Raw genomic sequence first — 17,145 nt, forward strand, 5'->3', positions numbered from 1 at the left:
GTACCCCGCCCCCAGCTCAGAAGGACAGTGACAATGACCGATCGACCGGAAGCATCCGAGATCTGGATGGGGCCGCTGGCCCCGCTCGCGACGGGCGGCCTCGCCCGTCCGCGCATCGGGATCGGCGGCATCTCGATCGAATCCAGCACGTTCTCCCCGCATGTCTCCGGCGACGAGGCGTTCACGATCCGCACCGGCGCCGACCTGCTCGGGTACTACCCGTTCCTCGACGCGGGGAGAGAGCTCCGCGACGCCGCCGAATGGGTGCCGCTCACGCACGGGCGCTCACTGCCGGGCGGCGCGGTCGACCCCGAGACCTACCGTCGGATGAAGGATGCGATCGTCGCCGGCATCCGCGACCAGGGGCCGTTCGACGGCTTCTTCTTCGATATCCACGGGGCGATGAGCGTCGTCGGGATGGAGGACGCCGAGGGCGACCTCGCCACCGTCGTCCGGGGCGCGCTCGGACCCGACACGCTCGTGAGCGCGTCGATGGACCTGCACGGGAACGTCTCGCGCACGCTGCTCGACGCCGTCGACCTCATCACCTGCTACCGGATGGCGCCGCACGAGGATTGGATGAACACCAAGGAGCGGGCGGTGCAGAATCTCCTCGAGCGACTCCGCGGCGAGCACGGAGCGGACCCGCTGCGGCGCCGGCCGTACAAGGCCTGGCTGCCGGTACCCGTGCTGCTCCCGGGGGAGAAGACCAGCACCCGGCTCGAGCCGGCGCGCGGCATCTACGCCCAGGTGCCGGAGGTCGAGGCGCTGCCCGGCGTCGTCGACGCGGCGATCTGGGTCGGCTACGCATGGGCCGACGAGCCGCGATGCCAGGCCGCCGTCGTCGTGACCGGCGACGACCGCGCGGTCATCGCCCGTGAAGCGGAGCGCCTCGGCCGCCTCTACTGGGAGGCGCGCGACGACTTCGCCTTCGTCGGACCGACGGCATCCCTCGGCGAGGCCCTCGACCGCGCTCTCGCGCCGGGAGCGACGCATCCGTACGTCATCTCCGACTCCGGCGACAACCCCACCGCGGGCGGCGCCGGCGACGTGTCGTGGACGCTCGGCGAGCTGCTGGCACGCCCCGACCTGCGCGACGGATCCCGCACCGTCATCCACGCGTCGGTCTTCGACGCCGGCGCTGTCGCGGCCGCCGTGGCGGCGGGCGTCGGCGCCACCGTCTCCCTCGAGGTCGGCGGCCGCGTCGATCCCGGTCCGCGCGGCCCGGTGCACCTGGAGGGCGAGGTGTTCTCGATCACCGACGGCGACCCGGACGCCGGTACGCAGGTCGTGATCCGCGCCGGCTCCGTCTGCGCGATCGTCACCGAGCGCCGGAAGCCCTTCCACCACCTCGACGACTTCCGCATGCTGGGCCTCGATCCCGAGCGCGCCGATGTCGTGATCGTGAAGATCGGCTACCTCGAGCCCGAACTGTACGAGCTCGCCGCCGACTGGACGCTCGCCCTCACGCCGGGAGGAGTGGACCAGGACCTCCTGCGTCTCGGTCATCACCGTCTCGTGCCGGGGGTGGTCCCGTTCGACACGTCGGTTCCCGATCCCGATCTCATCCCCGTGGTGACCCGCCGTGGCGAGGAGGATGCCGCATGATGAACTTCGAGACGCGCACGGGCCCTGATCTCGGCGACGCCGCACCGGTCTACCCCGACGCCGGCGTTCCGGACTGGTATCGCGACGCGAAGCTCGGCTTCTTCATCCACTGGGGCCTGTACTCGGTTCCCGCCTGGGGCACGCCGCCGGGATCGCGCCGCGTGCCGGTGGAAGACGCCTACATGCATCACCAGTACGCCGAGTGGTACGGCAACACCGTGCGCATCCCCGGCAGCCCGACGTGGGAGCGCCACCAGCGCGTCTACGGCACGGGCACGACCTACGAGGACCTCGCCGACCTGTGGCGGGCCGACACGTTCGACGCCGACGATCTCGTCGGTGCGCTCGTCGACGCCGGCGCACAGTACATCGTGCCGACCACGAAGCACCACGAGGGCTTCTGCCTGTGGAACACCGACACCACGGGGTTCAACGCGGTGCAGCGGGGTCCTCGCCGCGATCTGATCGCCGAGCTTCACGACGCCACCCGCCGGCGTGACACGCGCTTCGGGGTGTACTTCTCCGGCGCGCTGGACTGGCACGTCAGCGACTTCCCGCCCATCGAGAGCGACACCGACCTCTTTCGCTATCGCCGCAACGACGAGTTCTACGCGCGGTATGCGGGGGCGCAGCTCGATGAGCTCGTCGAGCGGTTCCGTCCCGACCTGCTGTGGAACGACATCGACTGGCCCGATGGCGGCAAGGGGCGCGAGGACTTCGGGGTCGCGGCGCTGCTCGAGCGATACTTCCGCGCGGTTCCCGACGGCGTCGTGAACGATCGCTGGGGAGTGCCGTACCACGGCTACATCACGCGCGAGTACACCGACATCCCCGACATCCTCGAACCGGTGTGGGAGTCGACGCGGGGCCTCGGGTTCTCGTTCGGCTACAACCAGGACGAGGACGCGAGCCACTCGCTGTCGGGGGCGGCGCTCATCCGCCTGCTGGTGGACGTCGTGGCGAAGAACGGCAACCTCCTGATCAACGTTGGTCCGCGCGCCGACGGGTCGATTCCCGAGCTCCAGCGCGCGGCGATGCGGGAACTCGGCGCCTGGCTGCGCACGAACCGCGCCGCCGTGTACGGCACGCGACCCTGGATCCGCGCCGGCGAGCCGACCGGCGTCCCGCGCGCCTACACCGCGTCCGAGAGCGGGGTGCACGTGCATGTGCTCGACCCGACGTCGGGCGTCGTGGAGCTGCCGGACGAGCTGGGCGACGCGCGTGACGCGCGGTGGGCCGACGGCTCCGCGGGCGCTCCGGAGCGCCTGCCCGACGGCGGCGCGCAGGTGACGATTCCGGATGCGTTGCGCGGCGATGCCGTCGCGGTCCTTACGCTGAAGCCATGACGCGCACGCCCCTCGTCGAAATCGCGGTGCAGGACCCGGCCGGAGCCCGCGCCGCCTTCGCCGCCGGCGCCGACCGCATCGAGCTGTGCCAGGCGCTCGGCGTCGGCGGCCTTACCCCCTCGATCGGAACGGTGGAGCGGGTGATCGGGGCGGCAGGCGACCCGGGCCGCGTCGCGCCGCTCGTGCGGCCCCGCGCGGGCGGCTTCGTGTACGACGCCGACGAGATCGCCGTGGTCGCCGCCGACATCCGCCGGCTCGTCGCCCTCGGCGTCGGCGCCGTGGTGGTGGGATGCCTCACCCCCGCGCGCGCCGTCGACACGGCGGCGCTCGCGCGATGGACGGATGCCGCAGCCGGCGCCGACGTCGTCTTCCACCGGGCGATCGACGCGGCGGGGGAGCCCGCCGCGCTCGTCGACACCCTCGCCGACGCCGGCGTGACGCGTGTGCTGACCTCCGGCGGCGCCGCGCGCAGCATCGACGGCGCCGGCGTGCTGGCAGAGCTCGTCATCCGCGCCGGCGGCCGCCTGCAGGTCATGGCCGGCGGGGGAGTGCGGGTCGAGGACATCCCAGCCCTCGCCGCGACCGGCATCGACGCGGTCCACCTCTCCGCACGGGCGGCGTCGACGGATGCGTCGCCGAGCGGTCCCGGCGGCGGAACGGCAGGGTACGACGTCACTGACCCGGAGCTCGTGCGCGCCGCCGTGGTCGCGGCCCGTGCGGTTGCGGTGTCCTAGACTTGCGCGCATGGCGCCCGAATCCGACTCCTCGCCCGGCGACACCGGCCCGGCGGATCCGGACGACGCGCTCCGCTGGGAGGGCGACGACCAGCCGGTCTCGCTGCCGCCCGGATGGCACGCGAAGGGCAGGGGCGCAGAGCGCGTCGAAACCGCGGACGGGAAGGCCGAGGAGGCGGACGTATCGTCTGCCCAGCCCGGCGAGGACGTCGTCGACGGCGGTCCGGCGCCGCTCGGCAACGCCGCGCTGATCGGCTTCGGCATGCTCGGCGGCGTGTACCTGCTGTACACGATCGGGTGGATCGTCGGAGGGTTCCGCCTCCAGGGCAAGGCGCAGTGGATGGTCGCCGACGCGATGGCACAGGGCAGCTTCTGGCTCGCCGTGCTCGCGCCGCTCCTCTGGTTCGCCGCCGTTCTGCTCCTCACCCGGGGCGCGGCGAACTGGCTGAAGTTCGTGTGGCTGGGAGCCGGCGCGGTGCTCCTCGTGCCCTGGCCGTTCGTGATGGCGGGAGTGATGGGACTGTGACCGAGCAGCGGGCCGCCGCATCCGTGCGTCGCATCCCGGTGTGGCTGCTCGCCACGATCGCCGGCGTTTTCGCCCTGTTCTACGCGTACGCGGTGTGGAACGCGATCTCGAACCTCGTGCAGAGCGTGCAGACATATGCCGCCGTCGGCGTGCCGCTGAACGCGCTCGGCTGGTTCCTGTGGATCTTCGCGGCCGTCTTCCCGCTCGTCGTGTACGCCGCCGCGTTCGCGATCGCGTACCGGCGCCGTGCCGGCGAGGCGGCGCTCGTCATGCTCGCCGGGCTCGCCCTCGTCGCGGTGTTCTGGCTGAACGTGGTGGCGTACTCGGTGCTGAACACGCACGCGCTGATCTCCTGACCGCCCGCGTCACAGGGTCGGGGTGCGGTCCGAGCGCGGGGTAGGCTGTGAGCGTCTCGCCCCGAAGGCGTGCGGCGCGGCATCCCCCTACCCGTCGCCGTCGTGCCGTGCGCGCGAGGCATCCCCGAAGGGTCAGCTTGTGACCAAGCCCGTCGTCCTCATCGCCGAACAGCTCTCTCCCGCGACAGTCGACGCCCTCGGGCCCGACTTCGAGATCCGCACCGTCGACGGCACCGACCGCCCGGCGCTGCTGTCGGCGCTGGCCGATGCGAACGCCGTGCTGATCCGCTCGGCGACGAAGATGGACGCCGAGGCGATCGGGGCGGCCCCGAAGCTCAAGGTGATCGCGCGCGCCGGCGTCGGCCTGGACAACGTCGACACGCCGGCCGCCACGACCGCCGGCGTCATGGTCGTGAACGCGCCGACCTCGAACATCATCTCCGCGGCCGAGCTGACCGTGGGTCACATCCTGAGCCTCGCCCGCCGCATCCCCGCCGCTCACGCCTCGCTGGCCGCCGGGCAGTGGAAGCGCAGCTCCTTCACCGGTGTCGAGCTCTTCGAGAAGACCGTCGGCATCATCGGCCTCGGCCGTATCGGCGCCCTCATCACCGCGCGCCTCCAGGGTTTCGACATGAAGGTCATCGCGTACGACCCCTATGTCACGAGCGCACGCGCCCAGCAGCTCGGGGTGGAGCTGGTGAGCCTCGACGAACTCCTCGAGCGCAGTGACTTCATCACGATCCACATGCCGAAGACCCCCGAGACCACGGGCATGATCGGCACCGAGCAGCTGCGCCGGATGAAGCCCTCGGCGTTCGTCGTCAACGTCGCCCGCGGCGGACTCATCGACGAGGACGCGCTGTTCGACGCGCTCACGGCGGGGGAGATCGCGGGCGCGGGTCTCGATGTGTTCACCTCGGAGCCCCCGACCGACACCCGTCTGCTCGGGCTGCCGAACGTCACGGTGACGCCGCACCTCGGCGCCTCCACCGAAGAGGCGCAGGAGAAGGCCGGCGTATCGGTCGCGAAGTCGGTGCGCCTCGCGCTCGACGGCGAGCTCGTCCCCGACGCGGTCAACGTCGCGGGCGGCATCATCGACCCCTACGTGCGCCCCGGCATCCCGCTCGTCGAGAAGCTCGGCCAGATCTTCTCCGGTCTGGCACGGTCGCCGCTGACGAGCCTCGACGTCGAGGTGCACGGTGAGCTGCAGGAGTACGACGTGAGCGTCCTCAAGCTCGCGGCGCTCAAGGGCGTGTTCGCCCCGATCGTCAGCGAGCAGGTGTCGTACGTCAACGCTCCGCTGCTCGCCGAGCAGCGCGGCGTCGAGGTGCGGCTGCTCGTCGACGGCGACAGCCCCGAGTACCGCAACGTCATCACGCTGCGCGGTGCCCTCTCCGACGGCAGCCAGCTCGCGATCTCGGGCACCCTGACGGGCCCGAAGCAGATCGAGAAGCTCGTCGGCATCAACGACTACGCGGTGGAGCTGCCCATCGAGCAGCACCACATCGTCATGCTCTACACCGACCGCCCGGGCATCGTCGCGGTCTACGGCCAGAAGTTCGGCGACGCGGGGATCAACATCGCGGGCATGCAGATCGCCCGGCAGGCGGCCGGCGGTCAGGCGCTCTCGGTGCTCACCGTCGACTCGCCCGTCGACGACGAGCTGCTCGACGAGGTGCGCACCGCGATCGACGCCGACCTCTTCCGCCAGATCGAGATCGTCGAGGTCTGATTCAGATCGTGTCGTCGGGGGCGGATGTCTCGTCCCGGCGCACGGCGTCCCCGGTGCGGGGGTCGACCGACGTGTGCGAGGTGGCGATCGTGCGGCGGCGCCGCGCGAGGAGCACGATGCCGATGAGGAACACGACGACGCCGGCGCCCATCAAGATGTAGCCGACGAGGTCGAGGTTCACCCAGTCGACCTGGAAGTTCAGCGCGAATGCGAGGATCGCGCCGATGACGAAGAGGACGACTCCGAGTCCGATGCTCATGGGTTCTCCTGTCTGGTGTGCGCGGCGCGGTGCCGCGGCTTCACCAGGATCGCCGGGAACCGCTCTTCGGGGGAGGGGCTTGTCGGCGCCGCGACGGTCGTGTAGGCGTCCGCGGGCCGGGCGTCAGCCGGCGACCTTGGCGACGTACGCGGCGAGTGCGTCGAGTTCTCGCCCGGAGACCACGGGCCGCGCGTCGGCACCGTCGACGAGGTTGTTGAAGTACAGGCCGTCGGAGACCAGGAGCACGAGTCGCAGCGCCGTGTCATCCCGCACGTGCGGTCGCACCGCCGCCGCCCAGCTGTCGCGGGCGTCGCGAAGCGCCGCTCCGGCCGCCGCGCTGCCGCCCTGCGCGAGTCGTGACACCGCGAGCATGACGCGATCGAGTGGCGTGCCCTGCATGATGGAGGAGCGGATGTAATACGCGATCACTCCCTCGGGCGCCGTCGTGATTTCCTGCACGTCGGCTGCCACCAGCATCCGCAGCCGCTCGATGAGCGCCTGCTCGAGAGCATCCTTCGACGCGAAGTGATAGAGCAGGCCGCCCTTCGACACTCCGGCCGCGCGGGCAGTGGCATCCATCGTCGCGGCACGCTCGCCCCCCGCGACGAGCAGCCGTTCGAAGGCGTCCAGCACGCTCTCGCGGGCGTGAGGAGGGCGGCTCATGGCCTCAAGGGTAGTCGTGCCCTGCGCATGATTCTGATACTATACCGGCTGGACGGTACAGTATGCGTCTGCATCGAAGAGAGAACCCCATGACCAGCCAGCTGAGCCCCGTGACCGACCTGCGCGCCCCGCGCGTGGGCTGGCGCGGCTGGGCGGCGCTGGCCGTGCTCATGCTCCCGGTGCTCCTGGTCTCGGTCGACAACACCGTGCTGAGCTTCGCGCTGCCGATGATCGCGCTCGACCTGGAGCCCACGAGCGTCGAGCAGCTGTGGATCATCGACGCGTATCCGCTCGTCCTCGCGGCCCTGCTCGTGACGATGGGCACACTGGGTGACCGCTTCGGCAGGCGACGGATGCTGCTGATCGGCGCCACCGGCTTCGCCGCCGTCTCCGCACTCACGGCGTTCGCGCCCACCGCCGGCTGGCTCATCGCCGGTCGCGCCGCCATGGCGGTGTTCGGCGCGATGCTCATGCCCTCCACGCTGTCTCTCATCCGCAGCATCTTCGCCGACCGGCAGCAGCGCCGCGTGGCCATCGCGATCTGGGCCGCGATGTTCTCGGCCGGCGCCGCGCTCGGTCCCATCGTCGGCGGCTTCCTCCTCGAGCACTTCGCATGGGGAGCGGTATTCCTCCTGGCGGTGCCCGTCCTCTTCCCGCTGCTCGTGGGCGCACCGCTGCTCGTGCCGGAGAGCCGTGACCCCGCTCCCGGGCGCATCGATCCGGTCAGCATCCTGCTGTCGGTGGGAACGTTGGTGCCCATCGTCTACGCGATCAAGGAGATGGCCGTCATCGGCCTGGGCGGGCCGGTGGTGCCGCTCCTTGCGGTCGGGGTGGTCTTCGGCGTCCTGTTCGTGCGTCGCCAGCTGCGGGCGCCCAGCCCGATGCTGGACATGCAGCTGTTCCGCAGCGGCGCGTTCACCGGCGCGCTCCTCGTGAATCTGCTCAGCGTCGTCGCGCTCGTCGGCTTCCTCTTCTTCGTGGCGCAGCACCTGCAGCTGATCATCGGCCTGACGCCGATGGAGGCGGGCCTCGCGCTGCTCCCGTCGCTCGCCGCCATGATCGCCGCAGGCCTCGTGATCGTGCCGATCTCCTCGCGCGTCTCGCCGCGCATCGTCATCCCGGCCGCGCTCGCATTCTCGGCGCTCGGCTACACCGTGATTGCGTTCACGACCGGGCCCGACACCCTGCTGCCCACGATCCTCGCCTCCGTGAGCCTCGGCATCGGCGTGGGCGCGGCGGAGACGGTCTCCAACGAGCTCATCCTGTCGGCCGCACCGCCGGCCAAAGCCGGCGCGGCGAGCGCCGTGTCGGAGACGGCCTACGAGTTCGGCGCGGTGCTCGGCACGTCCGTCATCGGCGGGCTGCTGACCGCGGTGTACCGCGCGAGCATCGAGATCCCGGCGGCCGTGCCCGCGTCGCTCGCCGGGGCCGCGCGTGAGACCCTCGCCGGCGCGATGGCCGTCGCCGACCGCGTCGGCGGGTCCGTCGGCCGTGCGCTGGAGGACGCCGCCGCGGCGGCCTTCGACTCCGGAGTCGCGACCACCGCGCTCATCGGCGCGGCGCTCGTCGTGGTGGCGGCTGTGATCGCGGCGACGATGCTCGAGCGCCGCGCGTCGTCCCGCGACGCACGGCAGACAAGGGAGCGGCGCGCGTCGTCGCGCGACGCACGGTGAGGGGGCGCCGGCTCGCTCGATAGGCTGGAGCGGGCGCGGCCCTCCAGGTGCGGGGTGGCGCCGTCGATTGTGAGGAGTGCAATGTCGCGTGTCGTGAAGCTGGCCGTCATCCCAGGTGACGGCATCGGCCCCGAGGTCATCGCAGAGGCGGAGAAGGTGCTCGACGCCGCCACCGCAGGCGCCGTCATCACGTTCGAGAAGACGCGCTTCTCGCTGGGCGCCGGCCGTTACCTCGAAACCGGCGACACCCTCACCGACGACGATCTCGCGGCGATCAAGGGGAACGACGCGATCCTGCTCGGCGCCGTCGGCGGCACTCCCGGCGACGAGCGGCTGAAGGACGCGAACATCGAGCGGGGTCTGCTCCTGAAGCTCCGGTTCGAACTCGACCACTACGTCAACCTGCGCCCCGCCAAGCTATATGCCGGCGCCCCCGGTCCGCTCGCCGACCCGGGAGACGTCGACTTCGTCGTCGTCCGCGAGGGAACCGAGGGGCCCTACGTCGGCAACGGGGGATCCATCCGCCGGGGGACGCCGCACGAGATCGCGAACGAGACGAGTGTCAACACCGCGTACGGAGTCGAGCGCGTCGTGCGCTACGCGTTCGAGCTGGCCGAGCGTCGACGCCGAAAGCTCACGCTCGTGCACAAGACGAACGTCCTCGTGAACGCCGGGTCGCTCTGGAAGAGGATCGTCGACGAGGTGGCGCGGGAGCATCCCGACGTTGCCGTAGACTACCTGCACGTCGATGCCGCGACCATCTTCCTGGTCACGAACCCGGGTCGCTTCGACGTGATCGTCACCGACAACCTCTTCGGCGACATCCTCACAGATCTGGCCGGCGCCGTCACCGGTGGCATCGGTCTCGCCGCATCGGGGAACATCAATCCCGACGGCGCGTTCCCGTCGATGTTCGAGCCCGTGCACGGTTCGGCTCCCGACATCGCGGGGCAGCAGAAGGCCGACCCCACGGCCGCGATCCTCTCCATCGCCCTCCTGCTCGACCACCTCGGGCTCCACGGCGACGCCGACCGCGTGACGCGCGCGGTCGAGGACGACATCGCGGCGCGGGGCGGCGCATCCCGCACCACCGCGCAGATCGGCGACGCCGTCGCGGCACGCCTGCAGGCGTAATCTGAAGGCGCGTGTGCATCGCCCGCACTCCGAGACTGGACCAGACATGACTCTTCCCGCAGAAACCACCACCGGAACCCTCGAGTTCGGCGTGACCCGCAATCCCTCCGCGCGCAGCGACGCCGAACGCGACGCGCTGCTGGCCGACCCGGTGTTCGGCACCGTCTTCACCGACCACATGGTCGCGATCACGTGGTCGGAAGGCGAAGGATGGCACGACGCGCGCGTCGTCCCCTACGGTCCTCTGGCGCTCGACCCCGCTGCGGCGGTGCTGCATTACGGGCAGGAGATCTTCGAGGGCATCAAGGCGTACCGGCACGCCGACGGTTCGGTCTACACCTTCCGGCCGGAGATGAACGGCGCGCGGCTGCAGCGCAGCGCGCACCGGCTCGCTCTGCCCGAGCTTCCCGTCGACGACTTCGTGCAGTCGCTGCGCGAGCTGATCGCGGTGGACGGCGACTGGGTGCCGGGCGGAGCCGACCAGAGCCTGTACCTGCGCCCGTTCATGTTCGCCTCGGAGGCGTTCCTCGGCGTGCGCCCGGCGCACGAGGTCACCTACCTCGTGATCGCAAGCCCGGTGGGCGCGTACTTCAAGGGCGGGGCGAAGCCGGTGTCGATCTGGCTGAGCGAGGACTACGCCCGTGCGGGCAAGGGCGGAACCGGCGCCGCGAAGACCGGCGGCAACTACGCCGCGAGCCTTCTGCCGCAGGCCGAGGCGAATGAGCACGGCTGCGACCAGGTGGTGTTCCTCGACGCCGATGGCAATGTCGAAGAGCTCGGCGGAATGAACATCGTGTTCGTCCGCAAGGACGGCACGCTCGTCACTCCCGCGTCCGACTCGATCCTCCAGGGCATCACCCGCATGTCCCTGCTGCAGCTCGCGCGCGACCGGGGCCACGCCGTGGAGGAGCGGCCGATCACCCTGCAGGAGTGGCGCGACGGCGTCGCCTCGGGCGACATCGTGGAGGCGTTCGCGTGCGGCACCGCCGCCGTGGTCGCTCCGATCGGGCAGCTCAAGGGACACGACTTCGTCGACGCACAGCCCACCGGCTCGCTCGCCCTGTCGCTGCGCGAAGAGCTCACCGACATCCAGTACGGCCGCCGTGAGGACCGACACGGCTGGCTCGTGCGGCTCGACGCCTGACGTTGCGGTCGTGAGCGGGTGCCGGCGAGTCGAATCGCGCCGGTTCCCGCTCTAGGCTGATCCGGTGAGGATCGCACGCTTCAGCCACAACGAGTCCATCAAATACGGCATCGTCGACGAGTCCGACCTCGTCGTGCTGGCCGGCGACCCGATGTTCGCCGGTTTCGACACGACGGGGGAGCGGGTGCCGCTCGCCGACGTCGCTCTCTTGGCGCCCGTCATCCCGCGCTCGAAAGTCGTCGCGATCGCGCGGAACTACCGCGACCACGCGGCGGAGCTCGGCAACGAGGTGCCGCCGGAGCCGATGCTGTTCCTCAAGCCCAACACGTCGGTGATCGGGCCCGGCGACGCGATCGTGCTGCCTCCGCAGTCGTCGCGGGTCGACTTCGAGGGCGAGCTCGCCGCGGTGATCGGCAAGGTCACGAAGAACGTGCCGGCCGAGCGTGCGCTCGACCACGTGTTCGGCTACACGATCGCCAACGATGTGACGGCTCGCGACCTGCAGCGCAGCGACGGGCAGTGGTCGCGAGCGAAGGGCTTCGACACGTTCTGCCCTCTGGGGCCCGCGATCGAGACGGAGTTCGACCCGGCGGGCGATGCCGTCGTGACGACGCGTGTCGACGGCGAGGTCCGGCAATCGGGACCGATCAGCGACATGATCCACTCGGTGGCCGACATCATCGCCTACGCGTCCGCGGCGTTCACGCTGCTGCCCGGTGACGTCATCCTCACCGGCACTCCCGCCGGGGTGGGTCCGTTCACCGCGGGGCAGACCGTCGAGGTCGAGATCAGCGGTCTCGGTCTCCTGCGAAACCCGGCACGGGCTGCGTGAGAACCGCCGCCGTCGCCCTGCCCGACGCCGCGCAGCTGCCGGCGACCCGGCGGCGCACGATCTGGGTGCTGTCGCTCGGCCAGGTCCTCGGCGGGCTGGCGTTCGGAGCCACGGTGTCGCTCGGCGCCGTGCTCGCCGCGCAGCTGAGCGGCGATGAGGCGCTGAGCGGCTGGGCCGCGGCATCCGTCACCCTCGGCACGGCGCTCACGGCCGTGCCGCTGGCGGCGCTCGCGCGGCGGGGCGGTCGTCGTCCGGCGCTCGCGACCGGGATGCTCGTCGCCCTCGCGGGGGTCGGAGTCGTCGTGGCGGCCGTCGGTCTCGAGGCATTCTGGCCGCTCATCGCCGGGTTCATCCTCATCGGCGCGGGGCAGGCGGCGAACCTGCAGTCGCGCTTCGCGGCGGCCGACCTCGCCACCGACGCATCCCGTGCCCGCGACCTCTCGGTGGTCGTGTGGGCGACGACGATCGGCGCAGTGCTCGGGCCGAACCTCATCGGTCCGGGGGAGGTGCTCGGCGACGCTCTGCACATGCCGAGGCTCACCGGGCCGTACGTGTTCACCGTGGTCGCCCAGGGACTCGGCGTCATCCTGTACCTCGTCGCGCTGCGGCCCGATCCGCTGCTGCTCGCGCAGCGGATGAGCGCGCAGCATGGCGCTGCGGCCCGCGCCGTCGCGCATGCCGACCGGCCCGTGGCCGCGCGATACGCCATGCTCGCGATCGCGGGCGCGCACGGCGTGATGGTGTCGGTCATGGCGATGACGCCGGTGCATCTCGTGCACGCCGGCGCGACGCTCGAGATCATCGGCCTGACGATCAGCCTGCACATCGCCGGGATGTACGCGCTGTCGCCGGTGTTCGGCATCCTCGCCGACCGGCTCGGCCGGGTGCTGCTGATCCTCGTCGGTCAGGCGCTGCTTGTGGCGGCGCTTCTCACCGCCGCGCTCGGACAGCACTCGGCCGGTGCGGTCACCGTCGCGCTCATCCTGCTCGGGCTGGGGTGGAGCGCGACCACCGTGGCGGGAGCCGCGCTGCTCACCGAGGCCTCGGCGGAGGCGGTGCGCACGCGCCGCCAGGGGCGCAACGACCTCGTGATGAGCCTCGTCGGGGCGGTCGGCGCGATCGTCGCGGGAGTGGTGCTGTCGTGGATCGGCTACGGCGGACTCGCGCTGTGCGCGCTTGCGATCGTCGCGGTCGTGGGGGCGCTGTCGCCGCTCGGCCGTGCGCGACGGCCGTCGGCCCGGGAGGGGACGGGATCGGCGCCCGCCTAGAATCGAAGGGCTATGGCTACCGTTCATCCCCAGACCACGACCGCCTCCGGTGCCGACGTCCGCGTCCGCTTCTGCCCCTCGCCGACCGGCCTGCCGCATGTCGGCATGGTGCGTACTGCCCTGTACAACTGGGCGTACGCGCGGCACACCGGCGGCAAGCTCGTGTTCCGGGTGGAGGACACGGATGCGGCGCGTGACAGCGAGGAGAGCTATCGGCAGCTCGTCGAGGCGCTCACCTGGTTGAAGATCGACTGGGACGAAGGCGTCGAGAAGGGCGGGCCGCACGAGCCGTACCGGCAGTCGCAGCGCACGCCCGTCTACGCCGATGTGCTGGCGAAGCTGCAGGCGGCCGGGCTCGTGTACGAGAGCTATTCGACGGCCGAGGAGATCGACGCGCGGAACGAGGCGAACGGGCGGGCGAAGCAGCTCGGCTACGATAACTTCGACCGCGACCTGACCGACGAGCAGAAGGCGGCGTTCCGTGCCGAGGGCCGGGAGCCGGCGTGGCGCCTGCGCGTGCCCGACGAAGATCTGACGTATGTGGACCTCATCCGCGGCGAGGTGACGTTCCCGGCCGGGTCGTTCCCCGACTTCGTGATCGTGCGCGCGGGCGGCAAGGCGCTGTACACGTTCACGAACCCCGTCGACGACGCGCTCATGGGCGTGACGCACGTGATCCGCGGCGAGGACCTCATGCCGTCGACGGCCCGGCAGCTGGCGCTCTACGACGCGCTGATCACCGCTGGCGTGACGACGTTCGTGCCGCGGTTCGGGCACATGCCCCTGGTGCTGGGGGAGACCGGCAACAAGAAGCTGTCGAAGCGCGATCCGAAGGCGGATCTGTTCCTGCAGCGCGAGAAGGGCTTCATCCACGAGGGGCTGCTGAACTACCTCGCGCTGCTCGGCTGGTCGCTGTCGGCCGACCGCGATGTGTTCTCGCTCGAGGAGTTCATCGCGGCGTTCGACATCGCCGACGTCAACCCGAACCCGGCGCGCTTCGACCAGAAGAAGGCCGAGTCGATCAACGGCGACCACATCCGGATGCTGGAGGCCGAGGACTTCGCGGCGCGGCTGGTGCCGTATCTGCAGCACGCCGGCGTCGTGGGACAGGTTCTCACGCCCGACGAGCAGGCGATGATCACCGCTGCGGCGCCGCTCGTGCAGGAGCGGATGCAGCTGCTGGGGGAGGCACCGGGCCTGCTGGGCTTCCTCTTCACCGACACGGTGGAGTACGACGACGACGCGATGAAGGGGCTGCCGCCGAACGCGCCGGAGGTCATCATCGCGTCGGTGAACGCGCTGCAGGATGTGCCGGTGACCGAGTTCACGGCCGCGGCGGTGCAGGAGGGGCTCTCGCGCGCGCTCGTCGACGAGCTCGGGCTGAAGCCGCGCGTCGCCTACGGTCCGCTGCGTGTCGCGGTGAGCGGGCGGCGCGTTTCGCCGCCGCTGTTCGAGTCGATGGAGCTGCTCGGCAAGGAGCGCACGCTGGCCCGTCTCGACGCACTGGCGGCGCGACTCGCCCGGTGAGCCCGTGGTTTGGACCGGGGCCGCGCGTCACGTAGACTAGATGACTGTTGCGGCTCCGGCCGGAACCCCTTGGGGTATGGTGTAATTGGCAACACGGCTGATTCTGGTTCAGTTGTTCTTGGTTCGAGTCCAGGTACCCCAGCAAGACAGACAGCCCCGGAATTCCGCAGCACGACGGGGAACCGGGGCTCTTGCTTTGTTAGCCGCCGGAAGGCCGACCCCCTCCGGATCCCCTCCGTGTCACGCGACGGGTTGTCGGTACGTTCGGCCAGAATAGTGAAATGGCTTGGCATAGGCGTGGGGCTGACCCCGAAGAGTTGGCGGCTTTGCACCCTGGCGTTCCGTCCTGGCTTCGACGTTTCCTGCTCGCGTGGGTCGAGGTCGTGGCGTATGAAGGCTCCGAGTATCCATATGGGGAGGGGCGCAAGCCGAACCTTCTATGGCTCGCCGAGTATGAGACCTCGATCCGACGCCCCGTCTCGCTTGTCAATGAGTTCCGCGCGGGCGGGGCTGACCGGCTGCTAGTTGAGATGGGAGAGGCGGAGTTCCTTGACTTCGTCGACTTCTTGATCTACAAGATCGAAGACCAAGGGTCCGGTGATTGGCGGGGAACCCTCGCCAAGCTCGAAGAGTTTCTCGCGGATGCAGGGTCGGAGTGGAGAGTCGGCAGCCGAGCCGGATTCGCCTCCCTCGAGAAGCGCGTTCCCGAGGGTGTTGTTGAGGCGGCGGAGAGCACCATTACTGGCTCGGGTTCGGCTGGTGTTCTGCTCTCGGAATCGTGGCACGCCGCGTTCGGACGCAGCCCCGATACCGAGGAGGCCTACGAAAAGGCCATCAAGGCGGTCGAGGAAGCCGGCACGCACGTTGTCACGCCGAACAATAAGAAGGCCACCCTCGGCACAATGATTCGCGATATGAAGGCGCAGAAGGACTGGAAGCTCGACCTACCGACACCCGACGCTGACGTACCGTTGAAGATGGCAGAGGCGCTGTGGATTGGTCAGGAAAGCCGCCATGGCGGGAACGGATATCGGAAGCCGACACAGCCCGAAGCCGAAGCCGCGGTGCTGCTCGCCGTGCCGCTCGTGCAGTGGTTTACGTCGGGTGTGCTCCAGCGCCGTCCTTAGATGCCCAGCCGCGCGACCGGCTTGAGCGCGGGGCGGCTTGCGACAGCCGCAAGGCGGTCCATGTCGTCAGTGTGGCTGTCGTCAAACAGGTGCAGATAGTGCTTGTACATGGTCGAGATGTCCTCGTGGCCCATGTACTTCGCGGCGCGCTCGATGGGCACGCCTGCGGCGGCGAGAGCGCTGGCGTAGAAGTGGCGGAGGTCGTGCCAGCGCACAGCCGGGATGCCGAGCTCGGCCAGCGCCGGTAGGAAGTGCTTGCGGTACAGGTTGTCGTGGTTGAACTGGATCGTGTAATCCAGCGCGCCACGCGACTTGCCGTGACCGCCTCGGCGCCGTCCCGGCCACAGCGGCGCATCCGGGTCGTTGGCGAGCGGGTGCCGCTCCAAGTGCTCGCGCAGGCGGTTCACCAGCACGCGGTTCAGTGGCACGTTGCGGATGGACTTCCGCGACTTCGGGGTGATGAACTCCCAGCCGTTCTCCTTGGAGTACTGCGCCTGCCGCTCCACCCGTACGAACGGCGTCCGAGCGAACAGGTTGACGTCGCGGATGCGCAGCGCTTCGAGCTCGCCAGCGCGCAGTCCCGTGTAGGCGGCGAACTGCACGATCAGCCCGTCCGGGTGCGTCACGTCCAGATTGTCCGCGATCGCCGCCACCTGCTCGGGCGTCAGGAATGTCAGTTCGTGGTGTTCCACCTTCGGGATGCGCACCGGCGAGCACGGGTCCGCCGCGATCAGCCGCAGGCTCAGCGCGTACTTGAACACGGACGACAGCGCGACGTACCGCGTCCGGATGCTCGACTGCGAATAGAGCTTGCCGGTCTTGCCGCTCACTGCCGCGCGCTGGTCGGCCAGCCACTGCTCGATGTGCATCGTCGTGATGGCGTTGACTCGGCGGTTCCCGAACTCGGGGTAGATGTGCAGCCGGTACGTCGCCGCGTTGTCGCGTCGGGTCTTCGGCTTCAGTGTGTGGGCGTGCGCCGCCTGCATGACTTCAGCAACCTCGCGGAACGTCTTCGCGTTCTTGACGAGCGCGGTCGTGCTCAGACCTTCTGTAAGGTCGTTCTCCACCTTCAGCGCGAACCGCTCGGCGGCGCGCTTGACGGTGAACGTGCGTTGCTTGAACTTGTCGGCGTCCTTCCACCGAACCTCGTATGCGATGCCGTCCTTACGGGCGACCTCTCTTACATGTGCCATGTCCTTCTCCTTGGTGTGGGTGG

The 17,145-nt window shown here is 70.1% G+C and carries 16 protein-coding genes and 1 tRNA gene; 14 read left to right on the top strand and 3 right to left on the bottom strand.

The genetic code is table 11. The annotated features are described in order from the left end of the window. Window positions 1-33 precede the first annotated feature (33 nt). The 6 genes from AC3RX1_RS05800 (at window position 34) to serA (ending at window position 6,302) form a co-directional block, all read left to right on the top strand. On the top strand, window positions 34-1,608 hold the full coding sequence (locus AC3RX1_RS05800) for a M81 family metallopeptidase (protein ID WP_491500294.1): 1,575 nt from the start codon (window positions 34-36) through the stop codon (window positions 1,606-1,608). Next, window positions 1,605-2,954, top strand: coding sequence for an alpha-L-fucosidase (locus AC3RX1_RS05805; RefSeq protein ID WP_491500295.1), 1,350 nt, complete (start codon window positions 1,605-1,607; stop codon window positions 2,952-2,954). The genes AC3RX1_RS05800 and AC3RX1_RS05805 overlap by 4 nt, the downstream gene beginning before the upstream one ends. Then, entirely contained in the window at window positions 2,951-3,688 is a 738-nt protein-coding gene (locus tag AC3RX1_RS05810) for a copper homeostasis protein CutC (protein ID WP_491500296.1), read from the top strand. Before AC3RX1_RS05805 ends, AC3RX1_RS05810 begins: the two co-directional genes overlap by 4 nt. Before the next feature lie 10 nt (window positions 3,689-3,698). After that, window positions 3,699-4,214, top strand: coding sequence for a DNA polymerase III subunit gamma/tau (locus AC3RX1_RS05815; protein WP_491500297.1), 516 nt, complete (start codon window positions 3,699-3,701; stop codon window positions 4,212-4,214). Then, window positions 4,211-4,570, top strand: coding sequence for a bacitracin resistance protein (locus tag AC3RX1_RS05820; protein ID WP_491500298.1), 360 nt, complete (start codon window positions 4,211-4,213; stop codon window positions 4,568-4,570). The genes AC3RX1_RS05815 and AC3RX1_RS05820 overlap by 4 nt, the downstream gene beginning before the upstream one ends. Window positions 4,571-4,709: 139 nt before the next feature. Next, window positions 4,710-6,302 (top strand): phosphoglycerate dehydrogenase, encoded by a 1,593-nt coding sequence (serA, locus tag AC3RX1_RS05825; RefSeq protein WP_491500299.1) that lies wholly within the window; start codon window positions 4,710-4,712, stop codon window positions 6,300-6,302. A 1-nt stretch (window position 6,303) separates the two neighbouring features. Here serA and AC3RX1_RS05830 read toward each other — a convergent pair whose 3' ends face one another. Together AC3RX1_RS05830 and AC3RX1_RS05835 are read right to left on the bottom strand one after the other, a co-directional pair. After that, a complete protein-coding gene (locus AC3RX1_RS05830) occupies window positions 6,304-6,561 on the bottom strand; it encodes a DUF6458 family protein (protein WP_491500300.1) in 258 nt (85 codons plus the stop codon). Window positions 6,562-6,684: 123 nt separating this feature from the next. Then, window positions 6,685-7,224, bottom strand: a complete 540-nt coding sequence (locus tag AC3RX1_RS05835; protein WP_491500301.1) for a TetR/AcrR family transcriptional regulator — start codon at window positions 7,222-7,224, stop codon at window positions 6,685-6,687. An 89-nt stretch (window positions 7,225-7,313) separates the two neighbouring features. Between AC3RX1_RS05835 and AC3RX1_RS05840 the strand changes: the two genes are divergently transcribed. The 8 genes from AC3RX1_RS05840 (at window position 7,314) to AC3RX1_RS05875 (ending at window position 15,929) form a co-directional block, all read left to right on the top strand. Continuing rightward, the gene (locus AC3RX1_RS05840; RefSeq protein WP_491500302.1) at window positions 7,314-8,897 is read left to right on the top strand and encodes an MFS transporter; all 1,584 of its coding nucleotides are present in this window, start codon (window positions 7,314-7,316) and stop codon (window positions 8,895-8,897) included. An 81-nt stretch (window positions 8,898-8,978) separates the two neighbouring features. Continuing rightward, entirely contained in the window at window positions 8,979-10,031 is a 1,053-nt protein-coding gene (locus AC3RX1_RS05845; RefSeq protein WP_491500303.1) for a 3-isopropylmalate dehydrogenase, read from the top strand. A 46-nt stretch (window positions 10,032-10,077) separates the two neighbouring features. Beyond that, window positions 10,078-11,175 (top strand): branched-chain amino acid aminotransferase, encoded by a 1,098-nt coding sequence (locus AC3RX1_RS05850; RefSeq protein ID WP_491500304.1) that lies wholly within the window; start codon window positions 10,078-10,080, stop codon window positions 11,173-11,175. Window positions 11,176-11,239: 64 nt separating this feature from the next. Beyond that, window positions 11,240-12,007, top strand: coding sequence for a fumarylacetoacetate hydrolase family protein (locus tag AC3RX1_RS05855; RefSeq protein WP_491500305.1), 768 nt, complete (start codon window positions 11,240-11,242; stop codon window positions 12,005-12,007). Continuing rightward, entirely contained in the window at window positions 12,004-13,275 is a 1,272-nt protein-coding gene (locus AC3RX1_RS05860; protein WP_491500306.1) for an MFS transporter, read from the top strand. Before AC3RX1_RS05855 ends, AC3RX1_RS05860 begins: the two co-directional genes overlap by 4 nt. 12 nt (window positions 13,276-13,287) lie before the next feature. Next, entirely contained in the window at window positions 13,288-14,802 is a 1,515-nt protein-coding gene (gltX, locus tag AC3RX1_RS05865; protein ID WP_491500307.1) for a glutamate--tRNA ligase, read from the top strand. Between the two features lie 70 nt (window positions 14,803-14,872). After that, a tRNA-Gln gene (locus AC3RX1_RS05870) sits at window positions 14,873-14,944 on the top strand. 139 nt (window positions 14,945-15,083) lie between these two features. Continuing rightward, complete coding sequence (locus tag AC3RX1_RS05875) at window positions 15,084-15,929, top strand: hypothetical protein (protein WP_491500308.1); 846 nt, start codon at window positions 15,084-15,086, stop codon at window positions 15,927-15,929. On the opposite strand, the gene AC3RX1_RS05880 is transcribed toward AC3RX1_RS05875, so the two are convergent. Beyond that, window positions 15,926-17,122, bottom strand: coding sequence for a tyrosine-type recombinase/integrase (locus AC3RX1_RS05880; RefSeq protein WP_491500309.1), 1,197 nt, complete (start codon window positions 17,120-17,122; stop codon window positions 15,926-15,928). The two genes, AC3RX1_RS05875 and AC3RX1_RS05880, sit on opposite strands and share 4 nt — an antisense overlap. Window positions 17,123-17,145: the final 23 nt, after the last annotated feature.

It is taken from the genome of Microbacterium altimontanum (assembly GCF_058349865.2).

Bases quoted from the DNA above. Each gene is read 5' to 3' on its own strand.
- AC3RX1_RS05800 (WP_491500294.1), top strand. From the start codon at position 34: ATGACCGATCGACCGGAAGCATCCGAGATCTGGATGGGGCCGCTGGCC.
- AC3RX1_RS05805 (WP_491500295.1), top strand. From the start codon at position 1,605: ATGATGAACTTCGAGACGCGCACGGGCCCTGATCTCGGCGACGCCGCA.
- AC3RX1_RS05810 (WP_491500296.1), top strand. From the start codon at position 2,951: ATGACGCGCACGCCCCTCGTCGAAATCGCGGTGCAGGACCCGGCCGGA.
- AC3RX1_RS05815 (WP_491500297.1), top strand. From the start codon at position 3,699: ATGGCGCCCGAATCCGACTCCTCGCCCGGCGACACCGGCCCGGCGGAT.
- AC3RX1_RS05830 (WP_491500300.1), bottom strand. From the start codon at position 6,561: ATGAGCATCGGACTCGGAGTCGTCCTCTTCGTCATCGGCGCGATCCTC.
- AC3RX1_RS05835 (WP_491500301.1), bottom strand. From the start codon at position 7,224: ATGAGCCGCCCTCCTCACGCCCGCGAGAGCGTGCTGGACGCCTTCGAA.
- AC3RX1_RS05840 (WP_491500302.1), top strand. From the start codon at position 7,314: ATGACCAGCCAGCTGAGCCCCGTGACCGACCTGCGCGCCCCGCGCGTG.
- AC3RX1_RS05845 (WP_491500303.1), top strand. From the start codon at position 8,979: ATGTCGCGTGTCGTGAAGCTGGCCGTCATCCCAGGTGACGGCATCGGC.
- AC3RX1_RS05850 (WP_491500304.1), top strand. From the start codon at position 10,078: ATGACTCTTCCCGCAGAAACCACCACCGGAACCCTCGAGTTCGGCGTG.
- gltX (WP_491500307.1), top strand. From the start codon at position 13,288: ATGGCTACCGTTCATCCCCAGACCACGACCGCCTCCGGTGCCGACGTC.
- AC3RX1_RS05875 (WP_491500308.1), top strand. From the start codon at position 15,084: ATGGCTTGGCATAGGCGTGGGGCTGACCCCGAAGAGTTGGCGGCTTTG.
- AC3RX1_RS05880 (WP_491500309.1), bottom strand. From the start codon at position 17,122: ATGGCACATGTAAGAGAGGTCGCCCGTAAGGACGGCATCGCATACGAG.